The 23,285-nt window shown below is 59.2% G+C and carries 24 protein-coding genes; 13 read left to right on the forward strand and 11 right to left on the reverse strand.

The window, feature by feature from the left end; genetic code table 11:
• Positions 1 to 185: 185 nt before the first annotated feature.
• Positions 186 to 1,661, forward strand: a complete 1,476-nt coding sequence (locus QMK33_RS01915) for a DNA/RNA non-specific endonuclease (protein WP_283562857.1) — start codon at positions 186 to 188, stop codon at positions 1,659 to 1,661.
• Between the two features lie 120 nt (positions 1,662 to 1,781).
• Here QMK33_RS01915 and QMK33_RS01920 read toward each other — a convergent pair whose 3' ends face one another.
• The 10 genes from QMK33_RS01920 to QMK33_RS01970 form a co-directional block, all read right to left on the reverse strand.
• Positions 1,782 to 2,621: an alpha/beta hydrolase family protein gene (locus tag QMK33_RS01920; RefSeq protein ID WP_283562858.1), complete on the reverse strand. Its 840-nt coding sequence runs from the start codon at positions 2,619 to 2,621 to the stop codon at positions 1,782 to 1,784.
• A gap of 98 nt (positions 2,622 to 2,719) precedes the next feature.
• Positions 2,720 to 4,363: a M28 family peptidase gene (locus QMK33_RS01925; protein ID WP_283562859.1), complete on the reverse strand. Its 1,644-nt coding sequence runs from the start codon at positions 4,361 to 4,363 to the stop codon at positions 2,720 to 2,722.
• Between the two features lie 206 nt (positions 4,364 to 4,569).
• The gene (locus QMK33_RS23460) at positions 4,570 to 5,418 is read right to left on the reverse strand and encodes a nuclease A inhibitor family protein (RefSeq protein WP_349361669.1); all 849 of its coding nucleotides are present in this window, start codon (positions 5,416 to 5,418) and stop codon (positions 4,570 to 4,572) included.
• A 152-nt stretch (positions 5,419 to 5,570) separates the two neighbouring features.
• A complete protein-coding gene (gene greA, locus QMK33_RS01940; protein ID WP_283562860.1) occupies positions 5,571 to 6,044 on the reverse strand; it encodes a transcription elongation factor GreA in 474 nt (157 codons plus the stop codon).
• A 172-nt stretch (positions 6,045 to 6,216) separates the two neighbouring features.
• The gene (locus tag QMK33_RS01945) at positions 6,217 to 7,176 is read right to left on the reverse strand and encodes an NAD(P)-dependent oxidoreductase (protein WP_283562861.1); all 960 of its coding nucleotides are present in this window, start codon (positions 7,174 to 7,176) and stop codon (positions 6,217 to 6,219) included.
• 138 nt (positions 7,177 to 7,314) lie between these two features.
• Positions 7,315 to 7,884 (reverse strand): hypothetical protein, encoded by a 570-nt coding sequence (locus QMK33_RS01950; RefSeq protein ID WP_283562862.1) that lies wholly within the window; start codon positions 7,882 to 7,884, stop codon positions 7,315 to 7,317.
• Positions 7,885 to 7,996: 112 nt separating this feature from the next.
• Entirely contained in the window at positions 7,997 to 8,785 is a 789-nt protein-coding gene (rsmA, locus tag QMK33_RS01955; RefSeq protein ID WP_283562863.1) for a 16S rRNA (adenine(1518)-N(6)/adenine(1519)-N(6))-dimethyltransferase RsmA, read from the reverse strand.
• A gap of 44 nt (positions 8,786 to 8,829) precedes the next feature.
• The gene (locus QMK33_RS01960; RefSeq protein ID WP_283562864.1) at positions 8,830 to 9,120 is read right to left on the reverse strand and encodes a hypothetical protein; all 291 of its coding nucleotides are present in this window, start codon (positions 9,118 to 9,120) and stop codon (positions 8,830 to 8,832) included.
• A gap of 184 nt (positions 9,121 to 9,304) precedes the next feature.
• On the reverse strand, positions 9,305 to 9,859 hold the full coding sequence (locus QMK33_RS01965) for a GNAT family N-acetyltransferase (RefSeq protein ID WP_283562865.1): 555 nt from the start codon (positions 9,857 to 9,859) through the stop codon (positions 9,305 to 9,307).
• 63 nt (positions 9,860 to 9,922) lie between these two features.
• The gene (locus QMK33_RS01970) at positions 9,923 to 11,557 is read right to left on the reverse strand and encodes a M1 family metallopeptidase (RefSeq protein ID WP_283562866.1); all 1,635 of its coding nucleotides are present in this window, start codon (positions 11,555 to 11,557) and stop codon (positions 9,923 to 9,925) included.
• A 147-nt stretch (positions 11,558 to 11,704) separates the two neighbouring features.
• Here QMK33_RS01970 and QMK33_RS01975 point away from each other — a divergent pair, with 147 nt between their 5' ends.
• The 12 genes from QMK33_RS01975 to QMK33_RS02030 all read left to right on the forward strand — a co-directional run bounded on the left by QMK33_RS01975 (position 11,705) and on the right by QMK33_RS02030 (position 21,790).
• Positions 11,705 to 13,162, forward strand: coding sequence for a leucyl aminopeptidase family protein (locus QMK33_RS01975; protein WP_283562867.1), 1,458 nt, complete (start codon positions 11,705 to 11,707; stop codon positions 13,160 to 13,162).
• A gap of 130 nt (positions 13,163 to 13,292) precedes the next feature.
• Positions 13,293 to 14,330, forward strand: coding sequence for a 4-hydroxythreonine-4-phosphate dehydrogenase PdxA (pdxA, locus tag QMK33_RS01980; protein ID WP_283562868.1), 1,038 nt, complete (start codon positions 13,293 to 13,295; stop codon positions 14,328 to 14,330).
• Between the two features lie 75 nt (positions 14,331 to 14,405).
• The gene (locus QMK33_RS01985; protein ID WP_283562869.1) at positions 14,406 to 14,714 is read left to right on the forward strand and encodes a type II toxin-antitoxin system HigB family toxin; all 309 of its coding nucleotides are present in this window, start codon (positions 14,406 to 14,408) and stop codon (positions 14,712 to 14,714) included.
• Complete coding sequence (locus QMK33_RS01990) at positions 14,711 to 15,079, forward strand: helix-turn-helix domain-containing protein (protein WP_283562870.1); 369 nt, start codon at positions 14,711 to 14,713, stop codon at positions 15,077 to 15,079. The genes QMK33_RS01985 and QMK33_RS01990 overlap by 4 nt, the downstream gene beginning before the upstream one ends.
• 79 nt (positions 15,080 to 15,158) lie before the next feature.
• The gene (locus tag QMK33_RS01995; protein ID WP_283562871.1) at positions 15,159 to 15,698 is read left to right on the forward strand and encodes a YceD family protein; all 540 of its coding nucleotides are present in this window, start codon (positions 15,159 to 15,161) and stop codon (positions 15,696 to 15,698) included.
• 59 nt (positions 15,699 to 15,757) lie between these two features.
• Positions 15,758 to 15,991 (forward strand): 50S ribosomal protein L32, encoded by a 234-nt coding sequence (gene rpmF / locus QMK33_RS02000; RefSeq protein WP_283562872.1) that lies wholly within the window; start codon positions 15,758 to 15,760, stop codon positions 15,989 to 15,991.
• 122 nt (positions 15,992 to 16,113) lie between these two features.
• Positions 16,114 to 17,055 (forward strand): phosphate acyltransferase PlsX, encoded by a 942-nt coding sequence (gene plsX, locus QMK33_RS02005; protein WP_283562873.1) that lies wholly within the window; start codon positions 16,114 to 16,116, stop codon positions 17,053 to 17,055.
• A 58-nt stretch (positions 17,056 to 17,113) separates the two neighbouring features.
• Positions 17,114 to 18,106 carry a beta-ketoacyl-ACP synthase III gene (locus tag QMK33_RS02010; protein ID WP_283562874.1) on the forward strand — a complete coding sequence of 331 codons (993 nt, stop codon included), beginning with the start codon at positions 17,114 to 17,116 and terminating at the stop codon, positions 18,104 to 18,106.
• 120 nt (positions 18,107 to 18,226) lie between these two features.
• A complete protein-coding gene (gene efp, locus QMK33_RS02015; RefSeq protein ID WP_283562875.1) occupies positions 18,227 to 18,790 on the forward strand; it encodes an elongation factor P in 564 nt (187 codons plus the stop codon).
• Between the two features lie 138 nt (positions 18,791 to 18,928).
• Positions 18,929 to 19,402, forward strand: coding sequence for an acetyl-CoA carboxylase biotin carboxyl carrier protein (accB, locus tag QMK33_RS02020; RefSeq protein WP_283563200.1), 474 nt, complete (start codon positions 18,929 to 18,931; stop codon positions 19,400 to 19,402).
• A 115-nt stretch (positions 19,403 to 19,517) separates the two neighbouring features.
• The gene (accC, locus tag QMK33_RS02025) at positions 19,518 to 20,861 is read left to right on the forward strand and encodes an acetyl-CoA carboxylase biotin carboxylase subunit (RefSeq protein WP_283562876.1); all 1,344 of its coding nucleotides are present in this window, start codon (positions 19,518 to 19,520) and stop codon (positions 20,859 to 20,861) included.
• A 617-nt stretch (positions 20,862 to 21,478) separates the two neighbouring features.
• Positions 21,479 to 21,790, forward strand: a complete 312-nt coding sequence (locus tag QMK33_RS02030) for a hypothetical protein (protein WP_283562877.1) — start codon at positions 21,479 to 21,481, stop codon at positions 21,788 to 21,790.
• A gap of 65 nt (positions 21,791 to 21,855) precedes the next feature.
• Here QMK33_RS02030 and ffh read toward each other — a convergent pair whose 3' ends face one another.
• Positions 21,856 to 23,226, reverse strand: a complete 1,371-nt coding sequence (gene ffh / locus QMK33_RS02035; RefSeq protein ID WP_283562878.1) for a signal recognition particle protein — start codon at positions 23,224 to 23,226, stop codon at positions 21,856 to 21,858.
• Between the last annotated feature and the right edge of the window lie 59 nt (positions 23,227 to 23,285).

Here is a 23,285-nt window from a genome sequence, read left to right on the forward strand (position 1 = left end):
CAAGTGGTAGAACAGTGGCAAGACCGCCAGAATGCGCGGCCCAAGCCCCGCAACTGGCAATTCAAAACGGCCGATGCTCGCATCAAACTTGCTAAATTATACCCGACTATCTAATGTTTTTCAACCAGTAGCGTTGCTGCGGGCCTTTTTCACGTTCCTGGCCCCGCGCCTGTTACTTTCGCCCCATGCGTTTTTACACTTTGCTTTTGCTGCCGGCGCTGCTGGCGTGCTCGCAGCCGGCGGCCGAGTCGTCGGCCCCGGCGGCCACCGGGGCCCGCCCGGCCCAGGCCCCGGCCGGCGCCTTCCCCGAAACCTTCGAAACTGGCAGCAAGAGCGCCTACGAAACCGCCGACGTGGCCCTGGTTACCGGCCCCTGGCTATTCACTAACGGCCTGATTGGCAGCACCGAGCAAGACCACAAGGCCGGTGAGCACGCCGCCCGCCTGCGCGCCGGGGGCAAGCTCACTATGCAGTTTGACGCGCCAGCCGGCATCCGGCGCATCAGCGTTTTGGCGGCCGCCTACGGCAACGACGGCCCCAGCACCTGGGAGCTATGGGTGAGCCGCGACCACGGCCGCACCTGGCAGCGCAACGGCCAGCCCCAAACCGCCACCGGCCCGGCTCTACGCCCGGCCCTGTTTGCGGGCCTGGCCAACGAGCCGCTACGCCTCGAAATCCGCAAAACCGACGCTGGTAAGGGCCGCCTCAACCTGGATGATATCCGCCTCGAAACGGCGGGCGGCCCGGTTGCAGCAGCCCCCGCCGGCCGCCCCGCTCCCAGCCCAGCGCCTGCACCAACGGATGATTATTTCAAAAACCGGAACACGCCCGCCCCCACCCCGGTCCGGCCCGTGCAGGCACCGAGCGCTGGTAGCCAACTAGCTGGCATTGATAACGATAACCTCTTGCTCGGCAACCCCAGCGGCGCCACCTCCGACCCCAGTAACAATACCAACTACCTGCTTACGCGGCCGCAGTTTGCCACCGGCTACAACGCCCAGCGCGGCATTCCCATCTGGACGAGCTGGCACGTGGGGCGCACCGATATTACCAAGAACGCGCCGCGCCAAAACGACTTTCGGACTGACCCCGGCCTACCCCGGCAGTTTTACCAGGTAACGCCCCAGAGCTACGGCGGCTCGGGCTTCGACAAGGGCCACAACTGCCCCAGCGGCGACCGCACTGCCGCCCTCGACGACAACTCGGCCACCTTCCTGATGAGCAACATGGTGCCCCAGGCCCCCCAAAACAACCAGCAAACCTGGGCCCACCTCGAAGAATATACCCGCGCCCAAGTGGAGGCCGGCCAGGAAGCCTACGTGCTCATGGGTAGCTACGGCCGCGGCGGCACTGGCAAAAACGGCCCCGCCAGCACCATAGACCAGGGCCGCGTAACGGTGCCTGCCCACGTCTGGAAAGTCATTATTTTCCTGCCCGAAGGCAGCAACGACCGCCAGCGCATCATTGCCGGCCAGGGCCGCGTGCTAGCCATCGATACGCCCAACGACAATAGCATCAGCCCGCAGTGGCCGCAATACCTGACCTCGGTCGACAAGATAGAAGCCGCCTCAGGCCTCGATATTTTCAGCGCCCTGCCCGCCGCCACCCAGGCGCAATTGCAAAGTGTAGTGGACAGCGGCCGGGCAGCGGAGCGGCGGTAAAACTTTATTGAACAGGGCTTTAGCAGAGCGTCATGCAGACCGCAAGGAAGCATGACGTTCTTTTTTTGGTATAAACGACCGTTTTGGCCAATCAACCTCACGCCCTAATGCCGAAAGCACCTATCCCTTCCCGCCAACCGCCAAAAAGCGCCGGATGGCCGCCACGTACAAGTCGCCAAACTCCTTGTCTGACAGCGTGTAGAAGCCCGCCGAGTGCTCACCAGCAAAGGAAATAAGCTCTCGGCGCTGGCCCCGGCGCGCCGCCTGCACCACGGCCGCCGAGTCGGCGAGCGGCGTGTTCACGTCCTGGGTGCCCGCAATGAGCAGCCAGGGGCAGTTGATGCGCGGGGCCAGGCGGGCGTAGCGGGCCGCCTCGGCGGGCAGGCTGAGCTGCTTATGCTTGTTTTTCAGCACGTTGGCCACAATAGCCTGTGGATTACCCACGTAGCCTTCGGCGATAAAAAAATCGCAGCGGTGGGCCGCCGCTACCTCGGCACTCATAATGGTACCCATCGAAAAGCCCAGGATGCCGGTGCGGTTGCGCGGGTAGCGGCGCTTGGCATCGGCCAGCACGGTATTCAAGTCCAGGGCAAACTCGTGGTAATACAGCCGGTTGAGGTTAATGACAAAGTCAGAGCTGTGGCCAAAGCCCCGGTAATCAAACAGATACACGCGGTAGCCCGCGCTGGCCAGGGCCCGCGCCTGGTGCACCCAGTTGCCCATGTTGCCGGCGTCGCCATAGGCCAGCACCAGCGTGGTGTGCTGGTCGGGGGCGGCGGTGGTGGGCTCAATTACCCAGGTGGCCAGCTGGGCGTGGTCGGGCGTGGCCAGCGTGAGGCTTTGGTAGGCCAGGCCCACCGAGTCGGGCGTGGCGGCCCACTCGCGGCTAGGTTTGAGCGCCCACGCCAGGGCCGTTTGCAAAAGAAAAAGGCAGAGCAAGCTGACGCGGAGCGTTTTCATCGGCGCTGAAGAAAGAAAAAGCCAGGAGAATTTCCCTGACTTTTTGATAGACTAGCGGCCCCCGAGCCAGTTGCATATACGCCGGTATTCAAGCAGGTTTATTTCCCAAAGCGTGCCCCAAAAAAGTCACCTTTGTTCCAAGTGGGGTAGCGCGGGTCCTGGGCCAGCTGGTAGCCAATGAGGAAGTTGAGCTGCACGTATTTCACGCCCGCCGCCCAGTCGAAGGTGCCACCCACGTAGTTATCCTGGGGCTTGTGGTAGGTGAGGGCGCGCCACTTCTGCACCGTTTCGCTGAGGTTGTTTTGGCCATCGGCCGTGCGGTTGCCATACTTGATGTGCAGCGCCGGCACGCCCTGCACCACGAAGCTGTACTGGTCGCTACGGATAAAGCGGTTTTGGGTCGGCTCGGGGTCGGGCTCGATGGCCAGCTGAAGCAAGCGCGCCGCCAACTGCACCTGCCTGAGTAGCGACGAGTGGTCGGCCCCCAGCGGCACCACGCTCAGCAACGGGGCAATGAGGGTGGGCATATCGGTGTTGATATCGGCCACCAGCGACACCGCCGGCACCGTTGGAAACCGCGCGAAGTAGGCCGAGCCGAGCAAGCCCATCTCCTCGCCAGTCACTAGCACCAGCAGCACCGAGCGGCGCGGCCGCGGCTTGAGCCTGGTGTATAACCGCGCTATTTCCAGCACGCTGGCCACGCCCGTGGCATTGTCGTGCGCGCCGTTGTAGATGGAGTCGCCGGCCACGGGCGCGCCCACACCCAGGTGGTCGAGGTGGGCGCTGTGCACCACGTAGGTGCCGCGCAGCAGCGGGTCGGAGCCCTCAATCTTGCCCACCACGTTGTAGCTATCCGCATCCTGGTAGCGGCTGCGGTAGTGGGCACTAAAGCGGCCCGGCAACACCTGCGAAGCCGGCTTTCCGCTGCGCAGTATGCTCATCACCTGGCCGGTATCCAGAGCCGCGCCGGCAAACAGCTGCTGCAAAGTGGCCGGGCTGATGGCCGCCACCAGCTGCGCCGACCCCGCCGCGCAGCTCCGCGACACCACCACCCGGCCGCCCGCGCCCAGCGCGCTCACCTGGCCCTTCGGATACTCCGGCAGCTTGGCCTCGGCGTGGGCAGCCACCAGCAGCACGCCCACCGCGCCGTGGCGGGCGGCGGTTTCGAGCACCGTGCGCAGGTCCATGAAATATTGGCGCTCATTATCAGCAAATTGTTGGGGGGCCTGCCGGGCCACCACCACCACTTTACCCTTGGCCGAGAGGCCGGCGTAGTCGTCGTATCTCAGCACGGGGGCCGAGATGCCGTAACCCGCAAACACCAGCGGCGCGCCTTCCACACTGACTTCGGCCTGGCCGGGGTTGGGGTACACGGTGGCGGCCACGCCATAGGCCAGCGGCTGCGCGGCCCCGGCCGTGGGCTGGTAGCCGAGCGTTGCGCCCGGCTCCACAAAGGCGCGACGCAGGCGCACGAGCTGGGTGTAGCCACCGTGCTCGCCGGCCGGCGTCACCCCCATTTCCTTGAGTTGCTTGGTTACGTAGTCAACGGCCAGCTGGTAGCCGGGCGTGCCGGGCAGGCGGCCCCGCAGGCGGTCGTCGGCCAGGTAGCGCACGTGCGCTTCGAGCGCGCCCGGCTTCACGGCCGACAGCACATCCTCTGCAACCTGGTCGATGCCCTGGGCGGCGGCCACGCGGCCGAATAGCAGGGCCACTGTAAACAGGAGTACGCTTATTTTACTCATAATCAATATCTTGATTCAGAAAACAACCTTATTTACCGGACGCAACTAGCTCAAAGAGAACTTATGCAAAACGTCTGTCATTGCGAGCGCAACGCAGTGGAGCGCGGCAATCGCCCCCGAACGATACCCGCACGACGATGTTCTGGTGCGATTGCTTCGCGCTGCTCGCACTAACAGACGTTCTTTTGGAGCAGCAGTTACGCAGGCTAGCTCTCCGTAAGCACGGTTTTGAAGCCCGCCAGGCGGCCGGCTACGTCGCGGCCCAGGGCGTAAGCGTGCAGCTGCGGCGCAGTGCCGATGCGGTAAACCTGCACGCCGTCCAGCTCCTGCTTAAGGTACATCTGGAGGGCTTTGAAGCGGTTGGCCAGCTTCACGTCGCCGGTTACGCCGTTGTCGGCGGTGTGGTTGCTGAGGAACACAGTTAGCTCCTTGGTTTGCACCTGGGCATCGGCGGGCTCACCTAATACCTTCAGCAATTGCGTGTTACCCAAGTCACCAACGGGCGCGGCGTAGCTTACGGCTTCCAGCGGCGCATCGGCTTCACTGATGAAGTTGAGGCCGGCCGTGAGCTTTTGCAGCTGGGCCAGGGTGGCGTCGTTGGGGTCGGAGGCGGCGGTAACCAGGGTGGCTGCCGCTGGCGCGGTGGGCAGGCCGCTGCCGCCTTCTACCTGGGCGGCGATGGCGGTGGCCAGCTCCTGCATGCGGGCGGCGGGCACGGTTATTTTAGGGTTGGCGAAGTTCATATCCGCCACCTTATTCATCGGAATGAGGTGAATGTGGGCGTGCGGCACCTCCAGCCCAATCACGGCTACGCCGATGCGCTTGCAAGGAACGGCCGCCGCCATGCCCTTGGCCACGCGCTGCGCAAACACGTGCAGCGCCGCCAGCGCCTGCGGCGAGAGGTCGAAGATGTAGTCAATTTCCTTCTTAGGAATGACGAGCGTGTGGCCCTCCACCAGCGGCGTAATATCGAGAAAAGCCAGGTGGTCAGCGTCTTCGGCTACTTTGTAGGCGGGCAGCTCGCCCGAAACGATGCGGGAAAATATGGAAGGCATCGGTAAATGAGTAAGGGAGTAAATGAGTAAAATGGGTTGGCTACTGGTTGGCGCCTGGTAATTCGGCACGTCGCAATACAGGGCGAATAAACGCAAAAAAGGTGGAGCCAGCGCCCCACCTTACTCATTTACGCACTTACTCAGCTCCCGGCTTACCGGCCTACTTCCAGAATCTCGAACTGGAGCTTGCCGGCGGGCACCGTGATTTCGGCCACGTCGCCCGCTTCCTTGCCCAGCAAGCCCTTGCCGATGGGCGACTTTACCGAGATTTTGCCGGCGGCCAGGTCGGCTTCTTCTTCGGCCACCAGCAGGTAGTCGAGCACCATGTTATTTTTGAGGTTTTTCAGCTTTACCTTGCTCAGAATGAGCACTTTGCTGAAATCCATGTTCGTCTCGTCCACCACGCGGGCGTTGCCCAGCACTTCTTCGAGCTTCGATATTTTGAGTTCGAGCAGGCCCTGGGCGTCCTTGGCGGCGTCGTACTCGGCGTTCTCGCTCAGGTCGCCTTTATCGCGGGCTTCGCGCAGGTCTTCGGCGGCCTTGGCGCGGCCGCGTACTTTGAGCTCCTGGAGTTCGTCTTTCAGCTTTTGCAGGCCCTCGGCGGTGTAATAATTGATAGTAGCCATCGTATTGCAGGACTGTTTTCGCGTAGCGGGTGGGTCAGGTAAAAAAGAAAGAGAACGGCTGGCACATTGGCCAGCCGTTCTCCCCTACTTGGTCAGACAAAGATAGGCTAAATAATGAAGAATGGGTACTGGTGCCCGATAATGGCGGCCAGGGGCCCAGCTACCCTAGCCGTTACCCATTCACCACTATATCATTAGCCAGTAGTTTTTCGAGCTTGGCCACCAGCACCTCATTGATGCGCTGGTAGCTTTGGTGCGTCCAGCCGCCGATGTGGGGCGAGAGCACCACGTGGGGGGCGGCGCGCAGGTAGTCGAAGCTGGCCTGCTGGGCGGGCGTGAGGGTGGCCAGCTTTTCGTTGGCCAGCACATCGAGGGCCGCGCCGCGCACCTGGCCGCTTTGCAGCCGCGCCACCAGGGCGGCCTGGTCCACCACCTCGCCCCGGGCCGTGTTCACGAACCAGATGCGGTGGGCAAATTCGGCCAGAAACGCCTCATTTACCACCTCATGATTAGCCGCCGAATACGGGATATGAATGCTTATTACCTCGGCACGGGTATGCAACTCGGCCAGCGGCACCAGCTCGGCATTACCATCACTAACTACTTCGGGGTCATTATCATGCGCCAGCACGGTGCAGCCGAAGCCGCGCAGCCGCCGGGCAAAGGCGCGGCCCATGTGGCCGTAGCCGAGCAGGCCCACGGTTTTGGTGCCCAGCTCCTCGCCGCGGTTGGCCTCGCGGTGCCACTCGGCGCGGCGCACTTCGGCATCGGCCGTGATGCTGTGGCGCAGCAGGGCCAGCAGCTGGCCGGTGGCAAACTCGCCCACCGCGTCGCGGTTGCCCTCGGGCGCATTCACCAGCACCACGCCGGCCGCCGCCAGGGCGTCCACATCGATATTGTCGATGCCCGCGCCGGCGCGGGCCACGTAGCGCAGCTGCGGGCCGTGGGCTAGCAGGCTGGCCGCCACGCGCAGCTTGCTGCGCACCAGGAGGCCCGCGTAGGGCCGGGCGGCCAGGGCAGCGGGTACGTCGGCGGCCAGCAGCTTGGGTTGGTAGTCGCCCTCCACGCCGATGCTGCGGAGCATGGGCAAAAGCGAGGGGTGCATATCGTCGATTATCAGGCAGAGCGTCATGGCGTTATCAAGCGGGTACTAGTTGGAGGCGTAGCGTACCCGGCTACTTAGTTGCGCTTCCCTAACAAGTTGGGCAGGCAAATGACCCAACTCCGGCCGGCGGGCTGCCTCCGTAGCGTTTACCTAGGTTGAACCAAGCTAGTGCGCCGGTGCGGTGGTGGTAAAATCGGCCGCCGCCAGCGCCATAGGCCGCACCGCAATAGCCTCGCTGGTAGCCGTGATGCCATGCTCGGCATTCACGCTGATTGTGCGCAGCGGCAACGCGCCGTCGGTGGCTTGCAGCAGCTCGTACCAGCTTGAAGAGCGGCCCTGGCGGAAATCAGCCGGCCGCACGCGCACCGCATCGGAGTAAAAAACCAGGCTCGACACGCCGCCCCGCACCAGTTGCAGCATCTGGCACGGGTAGCCCAGGATGGTGGCCGTAGTAGCCAAGCAGTTGATGGTAGCGGGTGCCGAGCGCCGGGCCGTGTCGGCCACCAGCACCGCTTTGCCCTGCTCGAAGTGGTAGAGGGAATTGGTAGCGCCCACGTATAGCTCTTGCAGCGCCTTTTTGCGGTCGTACATCTTGAAATTATTGCCCTGCACGTAGAACCAGTTCCTAGGCTTCACGGCGTAGTACATCGCTTCGCCGGCCGTGTTCTGGTACTCGTTTTCGTACTCGATGCAGCCGGCAAAGTAGGGGCTTTGCTGAGCTGGGATGCAGCTCATTGAAATCAACCCGCTGATTAATAATGAATTGCGCAGCATAGCAAAATAGACAAAGTGGCAATCAACAAGTAGTACGTTATACGGATTACCAAGCAGGCACAAGTACCCGTCACTACGCCTGATTTGCCACCAAATTGGTCAGCATCACAAAATCAGCCACACCCAACTGCTCGGCGCGCTTGTCAAAAATCTCGTCGGCCATTGTCTCCGTGGAAAGGCCCAGTGGCCGCAAGGCATTGCGCAGGGTTTTGCGGCGGGTCGAAAACGCCTGCTTCACCACCCGAAAAAACAGCTTCTCGTCGCAATCCAGCCGCTCGGTTTGGTTGCGGGTGAGGCGCACCACGGCCGACTCGACCTTGGGCGGCGGCACAAATACGTGGGGCGGCACCGTAAACAGGTATTCGATGTCGTAGTAGGCTTGCAGCAGCACACTCAAAATGCCGTAGGTTTTGGAGCCGGGCGGCTCGGCCAGGCGCTCGGCCACTTCTTTTTGCAGCATACCCACCACTTCGCGCACCTGCTGGCGGCTTTCCAACACCTGGAAAAATATTTGGGTACTAATGTTATAGGGGAAATTACCGATGATGGCCAGCGGCGTATCTGGGAACATCACGCCCAGGTCTTGCCGCAAAAAATCGGTGGCGTGAATGCGCGGGGTCAGCGCCGGGTAGTGCTCGGTGAGGTAGGCCACCGACTCGGTATCAATCTCGACCACGCTGGTCTGGTAGGCGCTGTTGGCCAGCAAGTACTGCGTAAGCACGCCCATGCCGGGGCCGATTTCGAGCACCTCACGCACGGCATCGGGCAGGCGTAGGCTCTCCACAATGCGACGGGCAATATTGGGGTCGGCAAGAAAATGCTGGCCGAGGTGCTTTTTGGGGCGAACGGTAGGTCTAGTCAATGTGTCTGAAAATAATAAATTATTAAACCCTGTTTACTCCTTGTTTACTCAAACTTCGCCAACGCTTTTTCAATGACCTTATCGTCAAGCACATCGAACGGTAGCTCAGCTATGAGGTATATTATTTCGCCAGTGATTTTGACATATGCTTCTACTGCCCTCTGCCTTATGCGCAACAGGTACACGCTTTTTCCGTCGGAGCAGTAGAAGTCCACTTCATGCTGTTTCTGAAAAATTTCTGGTATATGATGAACATCAAGTATTTTCCATTTACCCAGCGCTCTATCGTGGCCGCCGTTGAAGCTTACACGTCGCTCAAACTCTTCGAGGGTCATTACGAATAAAGCTTAATTCATCAGCCAGCCAACATGTTAGGCAAAGGCATTCTTTTCTGCGTTGTAACGAGTAACGCCGAGCATCGCGAGCGGGGCCAGCGGCGGCACCACAAGGCCAGGAGTGCCCCAAATATCGGCAAGCCGGCCCGAAGCCCTCGCCCCAAGCCCCAAAAGCGCAGGTGCATCACCCCACCTCAAACGCCAGCACGGCGTACATAACGCCCGCAAAGTCGAGACTGCCCACCGCCTCTAGCCCCAGCTTCTGCGTGTGCACGTGCAGCGAAGCCACGTTTTCGGCGGCAATAAAGGCCACGCCCACGTCAAACTGCCCGGCCAGCGCCCGCCGGTTGGCCGCAAACAGCTGCCGCAGTAGCCCCTGCCCCCGGTAGGCAGGCTGCACCAGCACCGGGCCGTAGAAAAACCACCGGTAATCGGCCAGCGGACGATTTCGGTAACGCAACGTCGGCAGCAGCGCCACGAGTTGCTGCACCAGCGGCGGGTAGCGCTCGGCCGGCAGCCGCGAGTTCACCACGAAGCCCACCAGCTCGTGCTGCCGGTACACCACCTGCCCCGGCACCGAGGCCAGCATGGCCTCCAGCGCCGGCACGGTAAAATTGCCGGTCAAAAACCCACTCTCCCGGGCTGGGGCGCTCAGCTGCTGGTAGGTGTGCTGGTTGGCCAGCTCGGCGATGGCGGGTGCGTCGATTTCGGTTGCTATGCGGTAGATTAACTTACTCATTACAAGTATATTATCTTTAAATTAGTCATAATCAACCCTTAAGTACCTATCCAAATTAGGTACTTAGTCTACCAATACGCCGCCGTAGTAGTTGAAGGTATCGACCTCCACGTTGTCGCGGGTGGCGCCGGGCAGGGGCAGCGGCTGCCACTTGGGCGTGGGCGTTACGAGCTGGTACTCACTGCCTTTGAGGCGCAGACGCACGGGCAGGTCGAAGCCCGGCGCGGCGGCCACCCAGCGGCCCAGCAACTGGTTTTTCTCCACGCGCATTTCGAGCACCGGCAGGCTACCGTGCCGCAAGTATTGGGCAAATACGGGGCTAAAATCGCGGCCGGCTTCCTTGTTGATGTAGTCGATAATCTGCTGGCCGGTCACGGTTTGGTGGTAGAAGGTGCGCGAGATGCCGCGCAGAATACCGCGCCATTTGGCATCGTCGTTGATGGCCGTGCGCAGCATGTTGAGCAGGCTCGCGCCCTTGTCGTACATGTCGCTGGAGCCCTCCTTGTTCACGCCGTAGGGGCCGATAATGGGGCCGTCGTTCTGGATGTTGCGGCGCTGGCCGTGCAGGTATTCCTGCCCCGCCGGCTTGCCAAACTGGCTTTCCACAAACAGGCTTTCGGAGTAGGTAGTGAAGCTCTCGTGCACCCACATATCAGCTATATCCTTGCTGGTTACGTTGTTACCAAACCACTCGTGGCCGCTTTCGTGGATGATGATAAAGTCCCACTTGTCGCCCCAGCCGGTACCCGAGCGGTCGTGGCCCAGGTAGCCGTTCTGGTACTTGTTGCCGTAGGCCACGGCGCTCTGGTGCTCCATGCCGAGGTGCGGCGCATCCACCAGCTTGTAGCCATCCTTATAGAACGGGTACGGGCCAAACCAGTATTCCATGCTCTTGAGCATGGGCTTTACGTTGGCGGCAAACTGCGTTTTGGCCCTGGCCAGGTTTTCGGGCAGCACCCAGTAATCAAGCGTCAGCGGCCCCGCCTCGCCTTGGTATAAATCGTTGAAATGCACGTAATTACCCACATTCAGCGCCACGTCGTAGTTGTTGATGGGGTTGGTCACGGCCCAGTCGTAGCGGGTGTAGCCGCCGGGCAGCTTGGCGGTGCCGCGCAAGCGGCCGTTGCTCACGTCCTTCAGGCCCTTGGGCACAGCAATGCTGATGAGCATACTATCTACTTCGTCAGCCTGTTGGTCCTTGGTGGGCCACCAGATGCTGGCCCCCACGCCCTGGCAGGCGCTGGCCACAAACGGCTGCCCGGCCGCATCCTGGGTAAACACGAGGCCGCCATCCCAGGGCGCTTTTTTGGCCACGGTGGGCTGGCCTGAATAGGTAACCGTAAATTCGTCGCGGCTACCCTGCTTAATGGCCTGCGAAAAGGTCACGAACACCGCGTTGGCCTCGCGGGTGAAGGGCACCGGGCGGCCGTGGTAGTCCACCTTCTCCACCGCCAAGTTGGCAAACAGGTCGAATTGCAGCCGGGTAAAATCGCGCGTGGCCGTGAAGCGAAACAGGTTGCTGCCGCTGATGGCCTTGTTGGCCACGTCGAGCTTCACGTCGAGGTGGTAATAATTGATGTCGTAGCAGGTGCGCTCGGCCGGCTGCCCGCCGCGCAGCGAGTCAGCGCGGGTAAACGCGGCTTTGGGCTGCATCAGCTGGGCCGAGGCCAGCAGCGAGGAGCCGAGAAGCGGCAGCAAAAGCCGCAGAGTTTTGCGAAGAATCATTCGGGTAGGTAAAACGGAGTGGCACTCCGTTTCCGCTTGGTCGGGCCCAGACGCTAAAACGGAGTGCCACTCCGTTTTACAATACCTTCACGCCAAAGTTACGCTCCTCTTATTCCGATTATGTCCCTCACGCTCGCCCACGCCGCCACCGCGCCGGCCCACGCCACCCAGGTATTCGTGCTGCCCCCCGGCCTCACCACCCTGCCCGGCCCCGCCGCCACCGACCTGCCCGCCGAGGCCCGCACCTACGTCGAAGCCGCCCTGGCCGCCGACCAGAAATTCATCACCCTCAACCACTTTTCGCACCAGCACTACTTCGTGGTGCTCGAAGAGAAGCGCACCGCTGACCTCGCCCTTGAAGCCCTGCGCAAAGCCGGCCACCAGCTGCAAGGCGCCCTGAAAAAGGAAAAAACCGCCGAAGTTTTCATCCAAAACTTGAGCGAAAACACCGACGCCGCCCTCGCGCTGGCCGAAGGCCTGTTCCTCTCTGCCTACGAGTTTGAAGGCTATAAAACGGACGAGAAGTCGCGCCAGGCGGCCGCCCTCACCACCGTCAGCCTCGTGGGCGATGCCGCCACCGGCGCCCAAATCACGACGATGCAAAACGTGCTCGAAGGCGTCGCCTTCGCCCGCGACCTTGTCAACGCGCCCCTCAACAAGCTGAATGCCCAGCAGTTTGCCGACCGCCTGGCCGAAGCCGGCGACGCGGCCGGCTACACCACCGACATCCTCGACATGGCCCGCATCGAGAGCCTGCGCATGGGTGGCCTGCTCGCCGTAAACCTGGGCTCGCCCGAGCCGCCCACCTTCAGCATCTTGGAGTGGAAGCCCGAAGGCGCTCAGAATGAGCATCCTTACGTGCTCGTGGGCAAAGGCGTAGTGTTTGACACTGGCGGCCTCAGCCTCAAGCCCACGCCCAACAGCATGGACCTGATGAAGTGCGACATGGCTGGCGGCGCGGCCGTGGGCGGCGTGCTCTACGCCCTGGCCAAAAACAACGTGCCACTGCACGTTATCGGCCTGGTGCCCGCCACCGACAACCGCCCCGGCGGCCTCGCCTACGTGCCCGGCGACGTACTCACCATGCACTCGGGCCTCACCGTCGAAGTGAAGAATACCGACGCCGAAGGCCGCCTGCTGCTAGCCGATGCCCTCAGCTTCGCCAAAAAATACCACCCCGCGCTGGTTATCGACTTGGCCACCCTCACCGGGGCCGCCGTGCGGGCCATCGGCACCGAAGGGGCCGCCGTTATGGGCACCGCCGAGGCCGACACCACGCAGCAACTGCTGGCCGCCGCCCACCGCGTGCACGAGCGCCTGGTCGAGTTTCCGCTCTGGGAAGATTACGCCGAACACATCAAGTCCGACATCGCCGACCTCTCCAACCTGGGCAAGGCCGAAGCCGGCCACATCTCGGCCGCCAAGTTCCTGGAGCGCTTCATCGAGGGCACGCCCTGGCTGCACCTCGACATCGCCGGCCCCGCCTTCCTCACCGCACCCGACTCGTATCGCGGCAAAGGCGGCACCGGCACCGGCGTGCGCTTGCTGTATGAATTTCTAACTAAACAACTCGCGTAAAAATCGTCTATCATGCTGACGAAGGAAGCATCTTATGCCCGCAGAACGTACCGTTGATTCCTTATCTTAACGGTTTCGAACTCAATAAGCTACTTCACAAGCTCAGCATGACAGGCGTATTCTAAACGTCATGTCCAATATCCTTCCCCGCCTCGGCTTTTCCGTGGGCGACCTCGCCGGCATCGGCCCCGAAGTCATTTATAAAACCCTGCGCGACGAGCGCCTGCTTCAGCAGTGCACGCCCGTGGTGTATGGCACTGCCACCGCGCTGTTCGACGATTTTCCCGTTGAGCCTAATACGGAGCCCCTCACCTTCCGGCAGCTGCGCGATGCGGCCGATATCGCCCCCGGCCGCCTCAACGCCGTTACGTGCTGGGATGAGGACTTCCACCTCACCCCCGGCCAGCCCTCGCCCGCCAGCGGCCAGGCCGCCCGCGAAAGCCTGCTCTGCGCCGCCCGCGACCTCAAGGCCGGCCTGCTCGATGCCCTCGTCACGGCCCCCATCAGCAAGGAAAACACCCAGGCCGACGACTTCCGCTTTCCTGGCCACACCGAGTTCTTAGCCAGCTACTTCGGGGCCGCCGACAACCTCATGTTCCTGGTCGATGAGGGCCAGAGCCTGCGCGTGGCCACCGCCACCGGCCACATCCCGCTCAAAGACGTGTCGGCCCGCCTCACCAGCGACCTGCTGCGCACCAAAATCCGCATGCTGCTCAAGTCGCTGCACCACGATTTTGGTATTCTAAAACCCAAAATCGCCGTGCTCGGCCTCAACCCCCACGCCGGCGAAAACGGCCTACTGGGCCGCGAAGAGTCCGATGTAGTAACGCCCGTTATCCGGCAGTTCGAGCACGATGGCCACCTCGTATTCGGCCCCTACCCGGCCGATGGCTACTTCGGCACCGGCCAGTTCCGGCAGTTCGACGCCACCCTCTCGCTCTACCACGACCAGGGCCTTATTCCCTTCAAGCTCATGGCGTTTGAGCAGGGCGTCAACTTCACCGCCGGCCTGCCCGTGGTGCGCACCTCCCCCGACCACGGCACCGCCTACGGCATCGCCGGCAAGTTTGTGGCCGACCCGTCTTCCTTCCGGGCCGCCGTGTACCTAGCCTGCGACATCGTGCGCGCCCGCCAGCTCGGCGCGGCCGACCCTCGCTCAGCACGGTAGAAATTTATAAAATCGAAATTTTCTTTCTACTTTTGAAACGCGGCTGGCAACAGCCGCGTTTTTTAGTTGTTCGCAATGGTTATTATAAGTCGTACGGTATTGCGAGCTTTCGCCGAAGCACACCCCGATACCGATGCCGCTTTGGAAGAATGGTATCACCATGTACTAGCCGCCGATTGGGCCAATGGTGTAGCGGTGCGCCAGTCGTTCAATTCAGCCGACTATGTTGGTCATGGTCGTTTCGTGTTCAACATTCGCGGTAATCGGTACCGGCTCATTGCCTCCATTAACTTCTCTGTACGCACTATTTACATCAAGTTCATTGGCACTCACCAAGAATATGATGCCGTTGCTGCTTCCACTGTCTTATTCATCAAGCCATGATTATCAACACCGTAGAAGAATATCGGGAAGCCTTGCGGCAGTTCGATGCCCTTGAAGTTCAGGATATTGACGCGCACCCCGAGTTGCAGCCGCCTGCGCTTGAATTGGCTCTTGCCATCCAAGACTATGAGCTTCGCCAAGAGATGTTTCCCATTCCTAAAAAGCCCACCACCCTGCCCGCCATGATTGAGCTCAAGCGCCAGCAGCGCCAACTCAAGCAAAAGGACCTGGCCCAGTTGCTGGAAGTACCCGCCGGCCGCCTCTCCCAAATCCTGAGCGGCAAGCGGCGCGTCACGATGGACTTAGCCAAAAAACTCTACGAGCGGCTCGATATCAGCCCCGAGTTTATCCTGAAAACAGCCTGAGCTTGGTTGACTACGCCCCAATCGACTTGATAAAGCCAACAAAAACCCGTACCTTTGCCCCCCGTTAATTCGGCTAACTGTGAAAAAGGACCTGCAATTTGAGTTGCCCATTGCCCGGCTGTCGCTGAAGACGCATAATTTTGCCTTTGAGCTCGACCACGACTTCTTCGAGCAGTTCGACCCCAAAGGCGAATTTATTGCCGATGGCGACCTACACGCCGACGTCGTTCTCGATAAAGGCGAGCGCGTTATTACCATCAATTCGCATATCACTGGCACCGTGCGCCTCACCTGCGACCGCAGCCTAGACGAGTACGACCAGCCGCTGGATATTGAGAATAAGCTACTTGTGCGCTACAGTGATGAGGCGAAGGAGCTAGACGACGACGTGATGCAAATCACGCCCGACACGATGGCCCTCGACATTGCGCAGCACCTCTACGATTATATCGGCCTAGCTTTGCCCATGAAAAAGCTGCATCCCCGCTTCCAAAACGAAGCCGATGATGACCCTGATGCCGAAACCAAACTCATTTTCTCAACTCGTCCTCCAAACGAAAATCCAGATGATGATGAGCCAGCTGACCCCCGGTGGGCAGCCCTCAAAAATCTGAATTAGGACCCTGTGCTAATTCATCATTCCTACTTCCTAACTCTTAATTTCCCCTTACCAAGACCATGGCACATCCTAAGCGCCGGACCTCCACCGCCACCCGCGACAAACGTCGTAGCCACCACAAGCTGACCCCTAAAGCCGTGACCATCTGCCCCAACACGGGCGAGCTGCACCTGCGCCACAAAGCCTACGTAGTAGACGGTGATTTGTATCACAATGGCCAGCTGGCCATCAAAAACTACGCTTCAGTAGCTGCCCCGGCAGCAGCTGGCGACACGGGCTCGGACGAAGAATAGCCGAAAGCGTTGTTATTTCGCGGTACCATCGGGCCGGACTGCTCTTTTGAGATTGGCAGTCCGGCCCGGTTTGGTTTCGCGCCTGTGCGCTCTATGGCTGACTCTTTACTTTATTCGCGTTCATGAAAATTGCCCTCGACGCTATGGGCGGCGACTTCGCCCCCCAGGCTGCCGTGGCCGGTGCCGTGCTGGCTGCCCAGCGCTTGGCCGGCAAAGCTCAGGTAGTGCTTATCGGTACGGAAGCCGAAGTATTGCCTCTGTTGCAGTCCTACGGACCCAGCGCCGCCGCCCTCCAATTTGTGCCCTCCACGCAAACTATTGGCATGGGTGAGCACCCCGCCAAAGCCTTCCAGCAAAAACAGGACAGCAGCATTGCCGTGGGCTACCGCCTGCTGCATAGCGGCGAAATCGATGCCTTTTGCTCGGCTGGCAACACGGGTGCCATGCTTGTAGGGGCCATGTTTACGGTGAAGGCGGTGCCCGGCGTGCTGCGCCCAGCCATTGCCAACTTCGTACCCAAGCTGGCGGGTGGCTACGGCATTTTGGTTGATGCAGGGGCCAATGCCGACTGCAAACCCGAAATGCTGGAGCAATTTGCCGAGCTCGGCTCCCTCTACGCGCATTACGTGCTCGGCATTGCCCGCCCCAACGTGGGCCTGATGAGCCTGGGCGAAGAGGAGGGCAAAGGTCCGCTCGTTACGCAGGCCGCCTACCAGCTGCTCAAGGTGAACCCACACATCCATTTCATCGGCAATATCGAGGGCCGCGACTTGTTCAACGACAAGGCCGACGTCATCGTCTGCGATGGTTACGTGGGCAACGTGATGCTGAAAATGGCTGAGTCGATGTACGATATCATGGTGACCCGCAACCTGAACGACGAATTCTTTGAAAAAGTAAACTACGAAACTATTGGCGGCTCACCCATCCTGGGCATCAACGATAACGCCATTATTGGCCACGGCGTGAGCACGCCCTTGGCTATTTGCAATATGCTGATGCAGGGCTACCAAATGGCCTACTCAGGGATTGTAGACAAGATTAAAGACACTTTCAAATCCTGACCCTGACCGAGGCGGCTTAGGGCCGCACGGTTGAGGTTTGGGCCGCACCTTTGCGCTCATGAAGATTACCGCCGCCATTACCGGAGTCGGAGGCTACGTGCCCGACTACGTGCTCACCAACCAAGAGTTGGAGCGACTGGTCGATACCACCGACGAATGGATTACCTCGCGCACCGGCATTAAGGAGCGCCGCATTCTGAAGGGTAAAGACCAGGGCAGCTCGGTGATGGGCATTCAGGCGGTGCAGCGGCTGCTGGAAAAAACCAATACCCGCCCCGAGGAAGTGGACCTGCTCATCTGCGCTACCGTGACGCCCGATGTGCTGTTTCCGGCCACGGCCAACATCATCTCCAACGCGGTGGGCATCAAGAATGCCTTTAGCTACGACATGAATGCGGCGTGCTCGGGCTTTCTGTACGCGCTCGCTACCGGTGCCCAGTTCATCCAGGGAGGTATGTACAAGAAGGTTATCGTAGTGGGTGCTGATAAAATGTCGGCCATCGTGGACTACACCGACCGCGCCAACTGCATTATTTTCGGCGATGGTGCCGGGGCCGTGCTACTGGAACCCAACACCGACGGCTACGGCGTGCTCGACCAAGTACTGCGCACCGAGGGTAACGGCGAGCAGTTTCTGCATCAGAAAGCCGGCGGCAGCCGCCGCCCGCCCTCGGCCGAAACCGTGGCCAATAAGGAGCACTACATCTACCAGGAGGGTGCCACAGTTTTTAAATTTGCCGTTACCAACATGGCCGATGTGGCCGCGCAAGTAATGGCTCGCCAAGGCCTTAGCCACGACGATATTGCCTGGCTGGTGCCCCACCAAGCCAACAAGCGTATCATTGATGCTACTGCCCACCGCATGGGTATCGGCCCCGAAAAGGTGATGCTCAACATTCAGCGCTACGGCAACACCACCAACGGCACCATTCCGCTCTGCCTCTGGGACTACGAGAAGCAGCTACATAAGGGCGACAACTTGATTTTCGCGGCCTTCGGCGGCGGCTTCACCTGGGGTGCCATGCACATCAAATGGGCGTATGACTCCTAAATCTGGCTGTTAGCCACTAGCTTATAGCTGTTAAATTTATCTACTAACAGCATCATACAGAACGTTTTATAAATCACCAAAGCTAACGGCCAGTAGCTATTAGCTAACAGCTTAAATCCAATGGCAACCACCGCCGACTTCCGTAATGGGCTCGTGCTCATGTACAACAATGACCTGCACGTCATCACCGAGTTTCAGCACGTGAAGCCCGGCAAAGGGCCCGCCTTTGTGCGCACCAAGATGCGCAATATCAAGACGGGCCGCGTGTTAGACAACACCTTCAACGCCGGGGTGAAGATTGAAACCGCCCGCGTGGAGCAGCGCCCGCACCAGTATTTGTTCAAGGACGACTACGGCTATACGTTCATGGATAATGACACCTTCGAGCAGATTGTGCTGAACGAGGAAATGGTGCCCTTCGCCGACCTTATGAAGGAGGGTCAGGTCGTGACTATTCTCATGCACGCCGAAACCGAGCAGCCCCTCACCGCCGAGCTGCCCACCACCGTGGACCTCGTGGTAACTTACACCGAGCCCGGCCTGCGCGGCGACACGGCCACCAACACCCTAAAGGCGGCCACCGTCGAAACGGGAGCCCGCATTCAGGTACCGCTGTTTGTTGATACGGACACCAAAATTCGCATCAAAACCAGCGACTACTCGTACGTAGAGCGCGTTAAGTAAGTGGTAGCGTGGACTCTGCGAGTCCGCGCGTGAGAACGTTGTTCAACGAAACCACGCGCGGACTCGCAGAGTCCACGCTACTTTCTCTCCCCCATGTCGAAAGAACCTTCCAAAAACCCGCCCAAAAAAGACGCTGCCATGAAAGCTAAAGAACTCCAAGAATTACTCGACTTCATCGCCAAATCGGGCCTCAATAAGGTTAATATTGAAACCGAGGAGTTTAAAATCTCGGTGCAGCGCGAGCCCAACACCAAGCAGATTGTAACGGTGGGCGCGGCTCAAGCCGCGGCGCTTCAGCAGGCTGCTCCACTGGCGGCCGCCCCAGCACTACCAGCTGCCCCCGTGGCCCCGGCCGCTGAGGCAGCGCCCAGCGCCAGCTACGCATCGCTCAAGTCGCCGATGATTGGTACGTTCTACCGCAGCAGCGGCCCCGATACACCCGTTTTCGCGCAGGTGGGCGACATGGTGGAGAAAGGCCAGGTTATCTGCATCATTGAAGCCATGAAGCTGTTCAACGAAATTGAAGCTGAGCAGGCTGGCCGCATCGTGAAGGTGCTGGTAGAAAACGCTACCCCCGTGGAGTACGACCAGCCGCTGTTTCTGATTGAGTAGTCTTTTTGGATTTATGAGGTGTGAGTTATGAATTATGAGTTAGCTACATGGCAATTCATAGTTCATAACTCATACTTTTTAACTCATTCCTCATCGCTCATAACGCCAAGAATCTGTGTTCAATAAAATTCTGATTGCCAACCGGGGCGAAATTGCCCTGCGTGTTATTCGCACTTGCCGCGAGATGGGCATCAAAACGGTGGCCGTGTACTCGACTGCCGACAAGGAGAGCCTGCACGTGCGCTTTGCCGATGAGGCCGTGTGCATCGGGCCACCCGCCAGCAGCCATAGCTACCTCAATATTCCCACCCTCATCGCGGCCGCCGAGATTACCAATGCCGATGCCATTCACCCCGGCTACGGTTTCCTGAGCGAGAACGCGGAGTTCTCGCGTATTTGCCAGGAAAACGGCATCAAGTTTATCGGGGCTACGCCCGAGATGATAAACCAGATGGGCGACAAGGCTACCGCCAAAGCCACCATGATTAAGGCTGGTGTACCAGTAGTGCCCGGCTCGGTGGGCTTGCTGGACTCAGTGGAGCAGGGCAAGAAAATTGCCAACGAAATCAAATACCCCGTCATCATCAAGGCCACGGCGGGCGGCGGCGGGCGCGGCATGCGCATCATCAACGGCGACGACGAATTTCAGAAAGCCTGGGACGATGCACGTACTGAATCCAAGGCGGCCTTCGGCAACGATGGCATGTACTTGGAGAAATTTGTGGTGGAGCCGCGCCACATCGAAATTCAGATTGTAGGCGACCAGTTCGGCCATGTGTGCCACCTCTCGGAGCGCGACTGCTCCATTCAGCGCCGCCACCAGAAGCTAGTGGAGGAGGCCCCCTCCCCCTTCATGACCGACGACCTGCGTGAGCGCATGGGCGCGGCGGCCATTGCTGGCGCCTCGGCCATTGGGTACGAGGGCGTAGGTACCATCGAGTTTTTGGTCGATGCCAATCGCGATTTCTACTTCATGGAAATGAACACCCGCATCCAGGTAGAGCACCCGGTGACCGAGGAAATCGTTAATTATGACCTTATCAAAGAGCAGATTAAAGTAGCGGCCGGCATTCCGATTTCGGGCAAAAACTACTTCCCCAAGATGCACGCCATGGAGTGCCGCATCAACGCCGAAGACCCGCGCAACAACTTCCGCCCCGCGCCGGGCCGCATCACCACGCTGCACATTCCCGGCGGCCACGGCGTGCGCGTGGATACCCACGTGTATGCCGGCTACCAGATTCCGCCCAACTACGACTCCATGATTGCCAAACTCATCACCGTGGCCCAAACCCGCGAGGAGTGCATCGTAAAAATGAAGCGCGCTTTGAGCGAATTTGTGGTAGAGGGCGTGAAAACGACCATCCCATTTCACTTGGCGCTGATGGATAGCGAGGATTTCAAAGCTGGTAATTTTACAACGAAGTTTTTAGATTCATTTGACTTTTCGGTGGTGTAGTTTTTGTTTTTTTACTGCTCGCTCTTGTGCAGAGTCATGGAATTTACTGTCCTACTTCTCTGCCTTGGCGTAATGTATGGCGTGTGGCTTTATAACAGGCGAGTACTAGGTATAGGTAGATTATCACTAGCACCAGCAATGTGGCTAGCCATATTTTTAGTAACCGCACTTGTAAAAACATATGTCTTACAAAACCCAATTGTGAGTGGCTACTCGCATAAAGAGGCTTGGGTAAGTATGAATGATAATCCACATCCGGAAAGCTGGGAGTTGCACTACGCAGGCGAGGACTGGCCTCTTCTAATAGTTTTTCTCGCCCCTCTACCCAGCGCGTTAATACTTCGTGCACTAGACGGCTGGCAATTCCGCTACTTTATAAGTATCGGGCTCTTCGCTTGGCTAGCACTACTGATGACCACTTGTGATAATTCAAAAAAAAGAGAGTACTATACCGAAAGCGAATTACCTCCTATTGGTAGCGTAAGTAGACCGAGCGAGTAACGAGCATTGGCACAGTCACACGCTTCGCCTTATTCTCAATCGTATAATTTGCATTCAGCCGCTTTTCAATTATGCATAGTCGACTCATAGTAACCAGCATGTTAAGTGCGTTATTCTTGTCTTTGACTGGTTGCTCAGACCCTTGTAATGGCCACATTGAGAGCAAGGTGCTTTATTTTAAGCAAGCGCCCCAAGGCCAGCTGGTGTATGCCAACGTGCTAAATGACCCTAGCCTTGGCAGCCAGCAAACTCTAATGCGGGATGATAAAGAATACGGCACTTTTCCGCACGTAATCATTATCAACGACCCGCAAATGAAGTTTAAAGGCTTGGGTACGGTTTGCTTTGATGAGTTTACCAAGCAGCCTTTACCAACTGATATTGATTTGCGAGAAAAGGATATTCCGCGTATTTCAATTACCAAATAAAAATAAATCCCCGACCAATGACTTGGTCGGGGATTTATTTTTATTTGGTAATTGAATTTGCTGGCTTAGCGGCGGCCCATGCCGGGCATACCGCCGCCTTTCATACCACCCATCATTTTGGCCATTTGGGCCATGCCGCCTTTGGTCTGGCTCATTTTATTCATGGTGCGCATCATTTTGCGCATGTCCTCAAATTGCTTCATGAGGGCGTTTACCTGCTGAATGTCGGTGCCGGAACCGGCCGCAAGGCGGCGGCGGCGCGAGCCGTTGATGAGGTCGGGCTGGGCGCGCTCCTGCTTGGTCATGCTCTTGATGATGCTTTCCACGGGCTTGAAGGCGTCGTCGTCAATTTCGACATCTTTCATCATCTTGGACGCGCCGGGAATCATGCCCACCAAGTCCTTCAGGTTGCCCATTTTCTTAATTTGCTCCAACTGGCCGAGGAAGTCGTTGAAATCGAACTGGTTTTTGCGAATCTTGGCGTTGATACGCTTGGCCTCATCCTCGTCGAACTGCTGCTGGGCACGCTCTACGAGCGAGATTACGTCGCCCATGCCCAAGATGCGCTGGGCCATGCGGTCGGGGTAGAAGAGGTCGAGCGCCTCCATCTTCTCGCCCGTCGAGATGAATTTGATGGGCTTTTCGACTACTGCGCGAATCGAGAGGGCGGCACCGCCGCGGCTGTCGCCGTCGAGCTTGGTGAGTACTACACCATCGAAATTAAGGCGGTCGTTGAAGGTTTTGGCGGTGTTTACGGCGTCCTGGCCGGTCATGGAATCCACCACAAACAGCGTTTCGCTGGGATTGATGGCTTTTTTGACGGCCTCGATTTCGCGCATCATCTGCTCGTCCACGGCCAGGCGGCCGGCGGTGTCCACGATGACTACTTTCTTGTTGTTTTTCTTGGCGTAGGCAATCGCGTTTTGCGAAATTTCGACCGGATTTTTGTTCTCCGGCTCCGAGTACACTTCTACCCCAATCTGCTCGCCGAGCACCTTGAGCTGTTCGATGGCGGCGGGGCGGTACACGTCGCAGGCTACCAGCAGCACCGTGCGGTTTTGCTTCTTAATGAAGGTAGCCAGCTTGCCGGCGAAGGTCGTTTTGCCCGAGCCTTGCAGGCCCGAGAGCAGCACCACGGCCGGGTCGCCCTTGATGACTATATCCTGCTTCTCGCCGCCCATGAGCAGGGTCAACTCATCGTAGACGATTTTGACCATGAGCTGGCCCGGCGAGATGGCTGTGAGCACGTCGCGGCCCATTGCCTCGTCCTTAATCTTGTCGGTTACTTCCTTGGCAACCTTGTAGTTAACGTCGGCATCGACCAGTGCCCGGCGAATTTCCTTAACGGTGGCGGCAATGTTGATTTCGGAGATGGAACCCTGACCCTTGAGGGTCTTGATGGCCTTATCGAGCTTGGAGGAGAGGTTATCAAACATAAATCGCAGATTTAAACAGATTGCGCTGATTTCGCAGATTTGGACGGCTGCTATCGGCT

Origin of the sequence: Hymenobacter sp. H14-R3 (assembly GCF_030063445.1) — a bacterium.
Lineage (GTDB): Bacteria > Bacteroidota > Bacteroidia > Cytophagales > Hymenobacteraceae > Hymenobacter.

Coding starts and splice junctions, on each gene's coding strand:
- QMK33_RS01925 (WP_283562859.1), bottom strand. CDS start 4,363: ATGAGTAAAATAAGCGTACTCCTGTTTACAGTGGCCCTGCTATTCGGC.
- accB (WP_283563200.1), top strand. CDS start 18,929: ATGAAAGCTAAAGAACTCCAAGAATTACTCGACTTCATCGCCAAATCG.
- QMK33_RS01985 (WP_283562869.1), top strand. CDS start 14,406: ATGGTTATTATAAGTCGTACGGTATTGCGAGCTTTCGCCGAAGCACAC.
- rpmF (WP_283562872.1), top strand. CDS start 15,758: ATGGCACATCCTAAGCGCCGGACCTCCACCGCCACCCGCGACAAACGT.
- QMK33_RS01990 (WP_283562870.1), top strand. CDS start 14,711: ATGATTATCAACACCGTAGAAGAATATCGGGAAGCCTTGCGGCAGTTC.
- QMK33_RS01960 (WP_283562864.1), bottom strand. CDS start 9,120: ATGACCCTCGAAGAGTTTGAGCGACGTGTAAGCTTCAACGGCGGCCAC.
- QMK33_RS23460 (WP_349361669.1), bottom strand. CDS start 5,418: ATGCCTTCCATATTTTCCCGCATCGTTTCGGGCGAGCTGCCCGCCTAC.
- plsX (WP_283562873.1), top strand. CDS start 16,114: ATGAAAATTGCCCTCGACGCTATGGGCGGCGACTTCGCCCCCCAGGCT.
- QMK33_RS01920 (WP_283562858.1), bottom strand. CDS start 2,621: ATGAAAACGCTCCGCGTCAGCTTGCTCTGCCTTTTTCTTTTGCAAACG.
- QMK33_RS01945 (WP_283562861.1), bottom strand. CDS start 7,176: ATGACGCTCTGCCTGATAATCGACGATATGCACCCCTCGCTTTTGCCC.
- efp (WP_283562875.1), top strand. CDS start 18,227: ATGGCAACCACCGCCGACTTCCGTAATGGGCTCGTGCTCATGTACAAC.
- ffh (WP_283562878.1), bottom strand. CDS start 23,226: ATGTTTGATAACCTCTCCTCCAAGCTCGATAAGGCCATCAAGACCCTC.
- QMK33_RS01915 (WP_283562857.1), top strand. CDS start 186: ATGCGTTTTTACACTTTGCTTTTGCTGCCGGCGCTGCTGGCGTGCTCG.
- pdxA (WP_283562868.1), top strand. CDS start 13,293: ATGTCCAATATCCTTCCCCGCCTCGGCTTTTCCGTGGGCGACCTCGCC.
- QMK33_RS01950 (WP_283562862.1), bottom strand. CDS start 7,884: ATGAGCTGCATCCCAGCTCAGCAAAGCCCCTACTTTGCCGGCTGCATC.
- QMK33_RS01965 (WP_283562865.1), bottom strand. CDS start 9,859: ATGAGTAAGTTAATCTACCGCATAGCAACCGAAATCGACGCACCCGCC.
- QMK33_RS01975 (WP_283562867.1), top strand. CDS start 11,705: ATGTCCCTCACGCTCGCCCACGCCGCCACCGCGCCGGCCCACGCCACC.
- QMK33_RS02010 (WP_283562874.1), top strand. CDS start 17,114: ATGAAGATTACCGCCGCCATTACCGGAGTCGGAGGCTACGTGCCCGAC.
- greA (WP_283562860.1), bottom strand. CDS start 6,044: ATGGCTACTATCAATTATTACACCGCCGAGGGCCTGCAAAAGCTGAAA.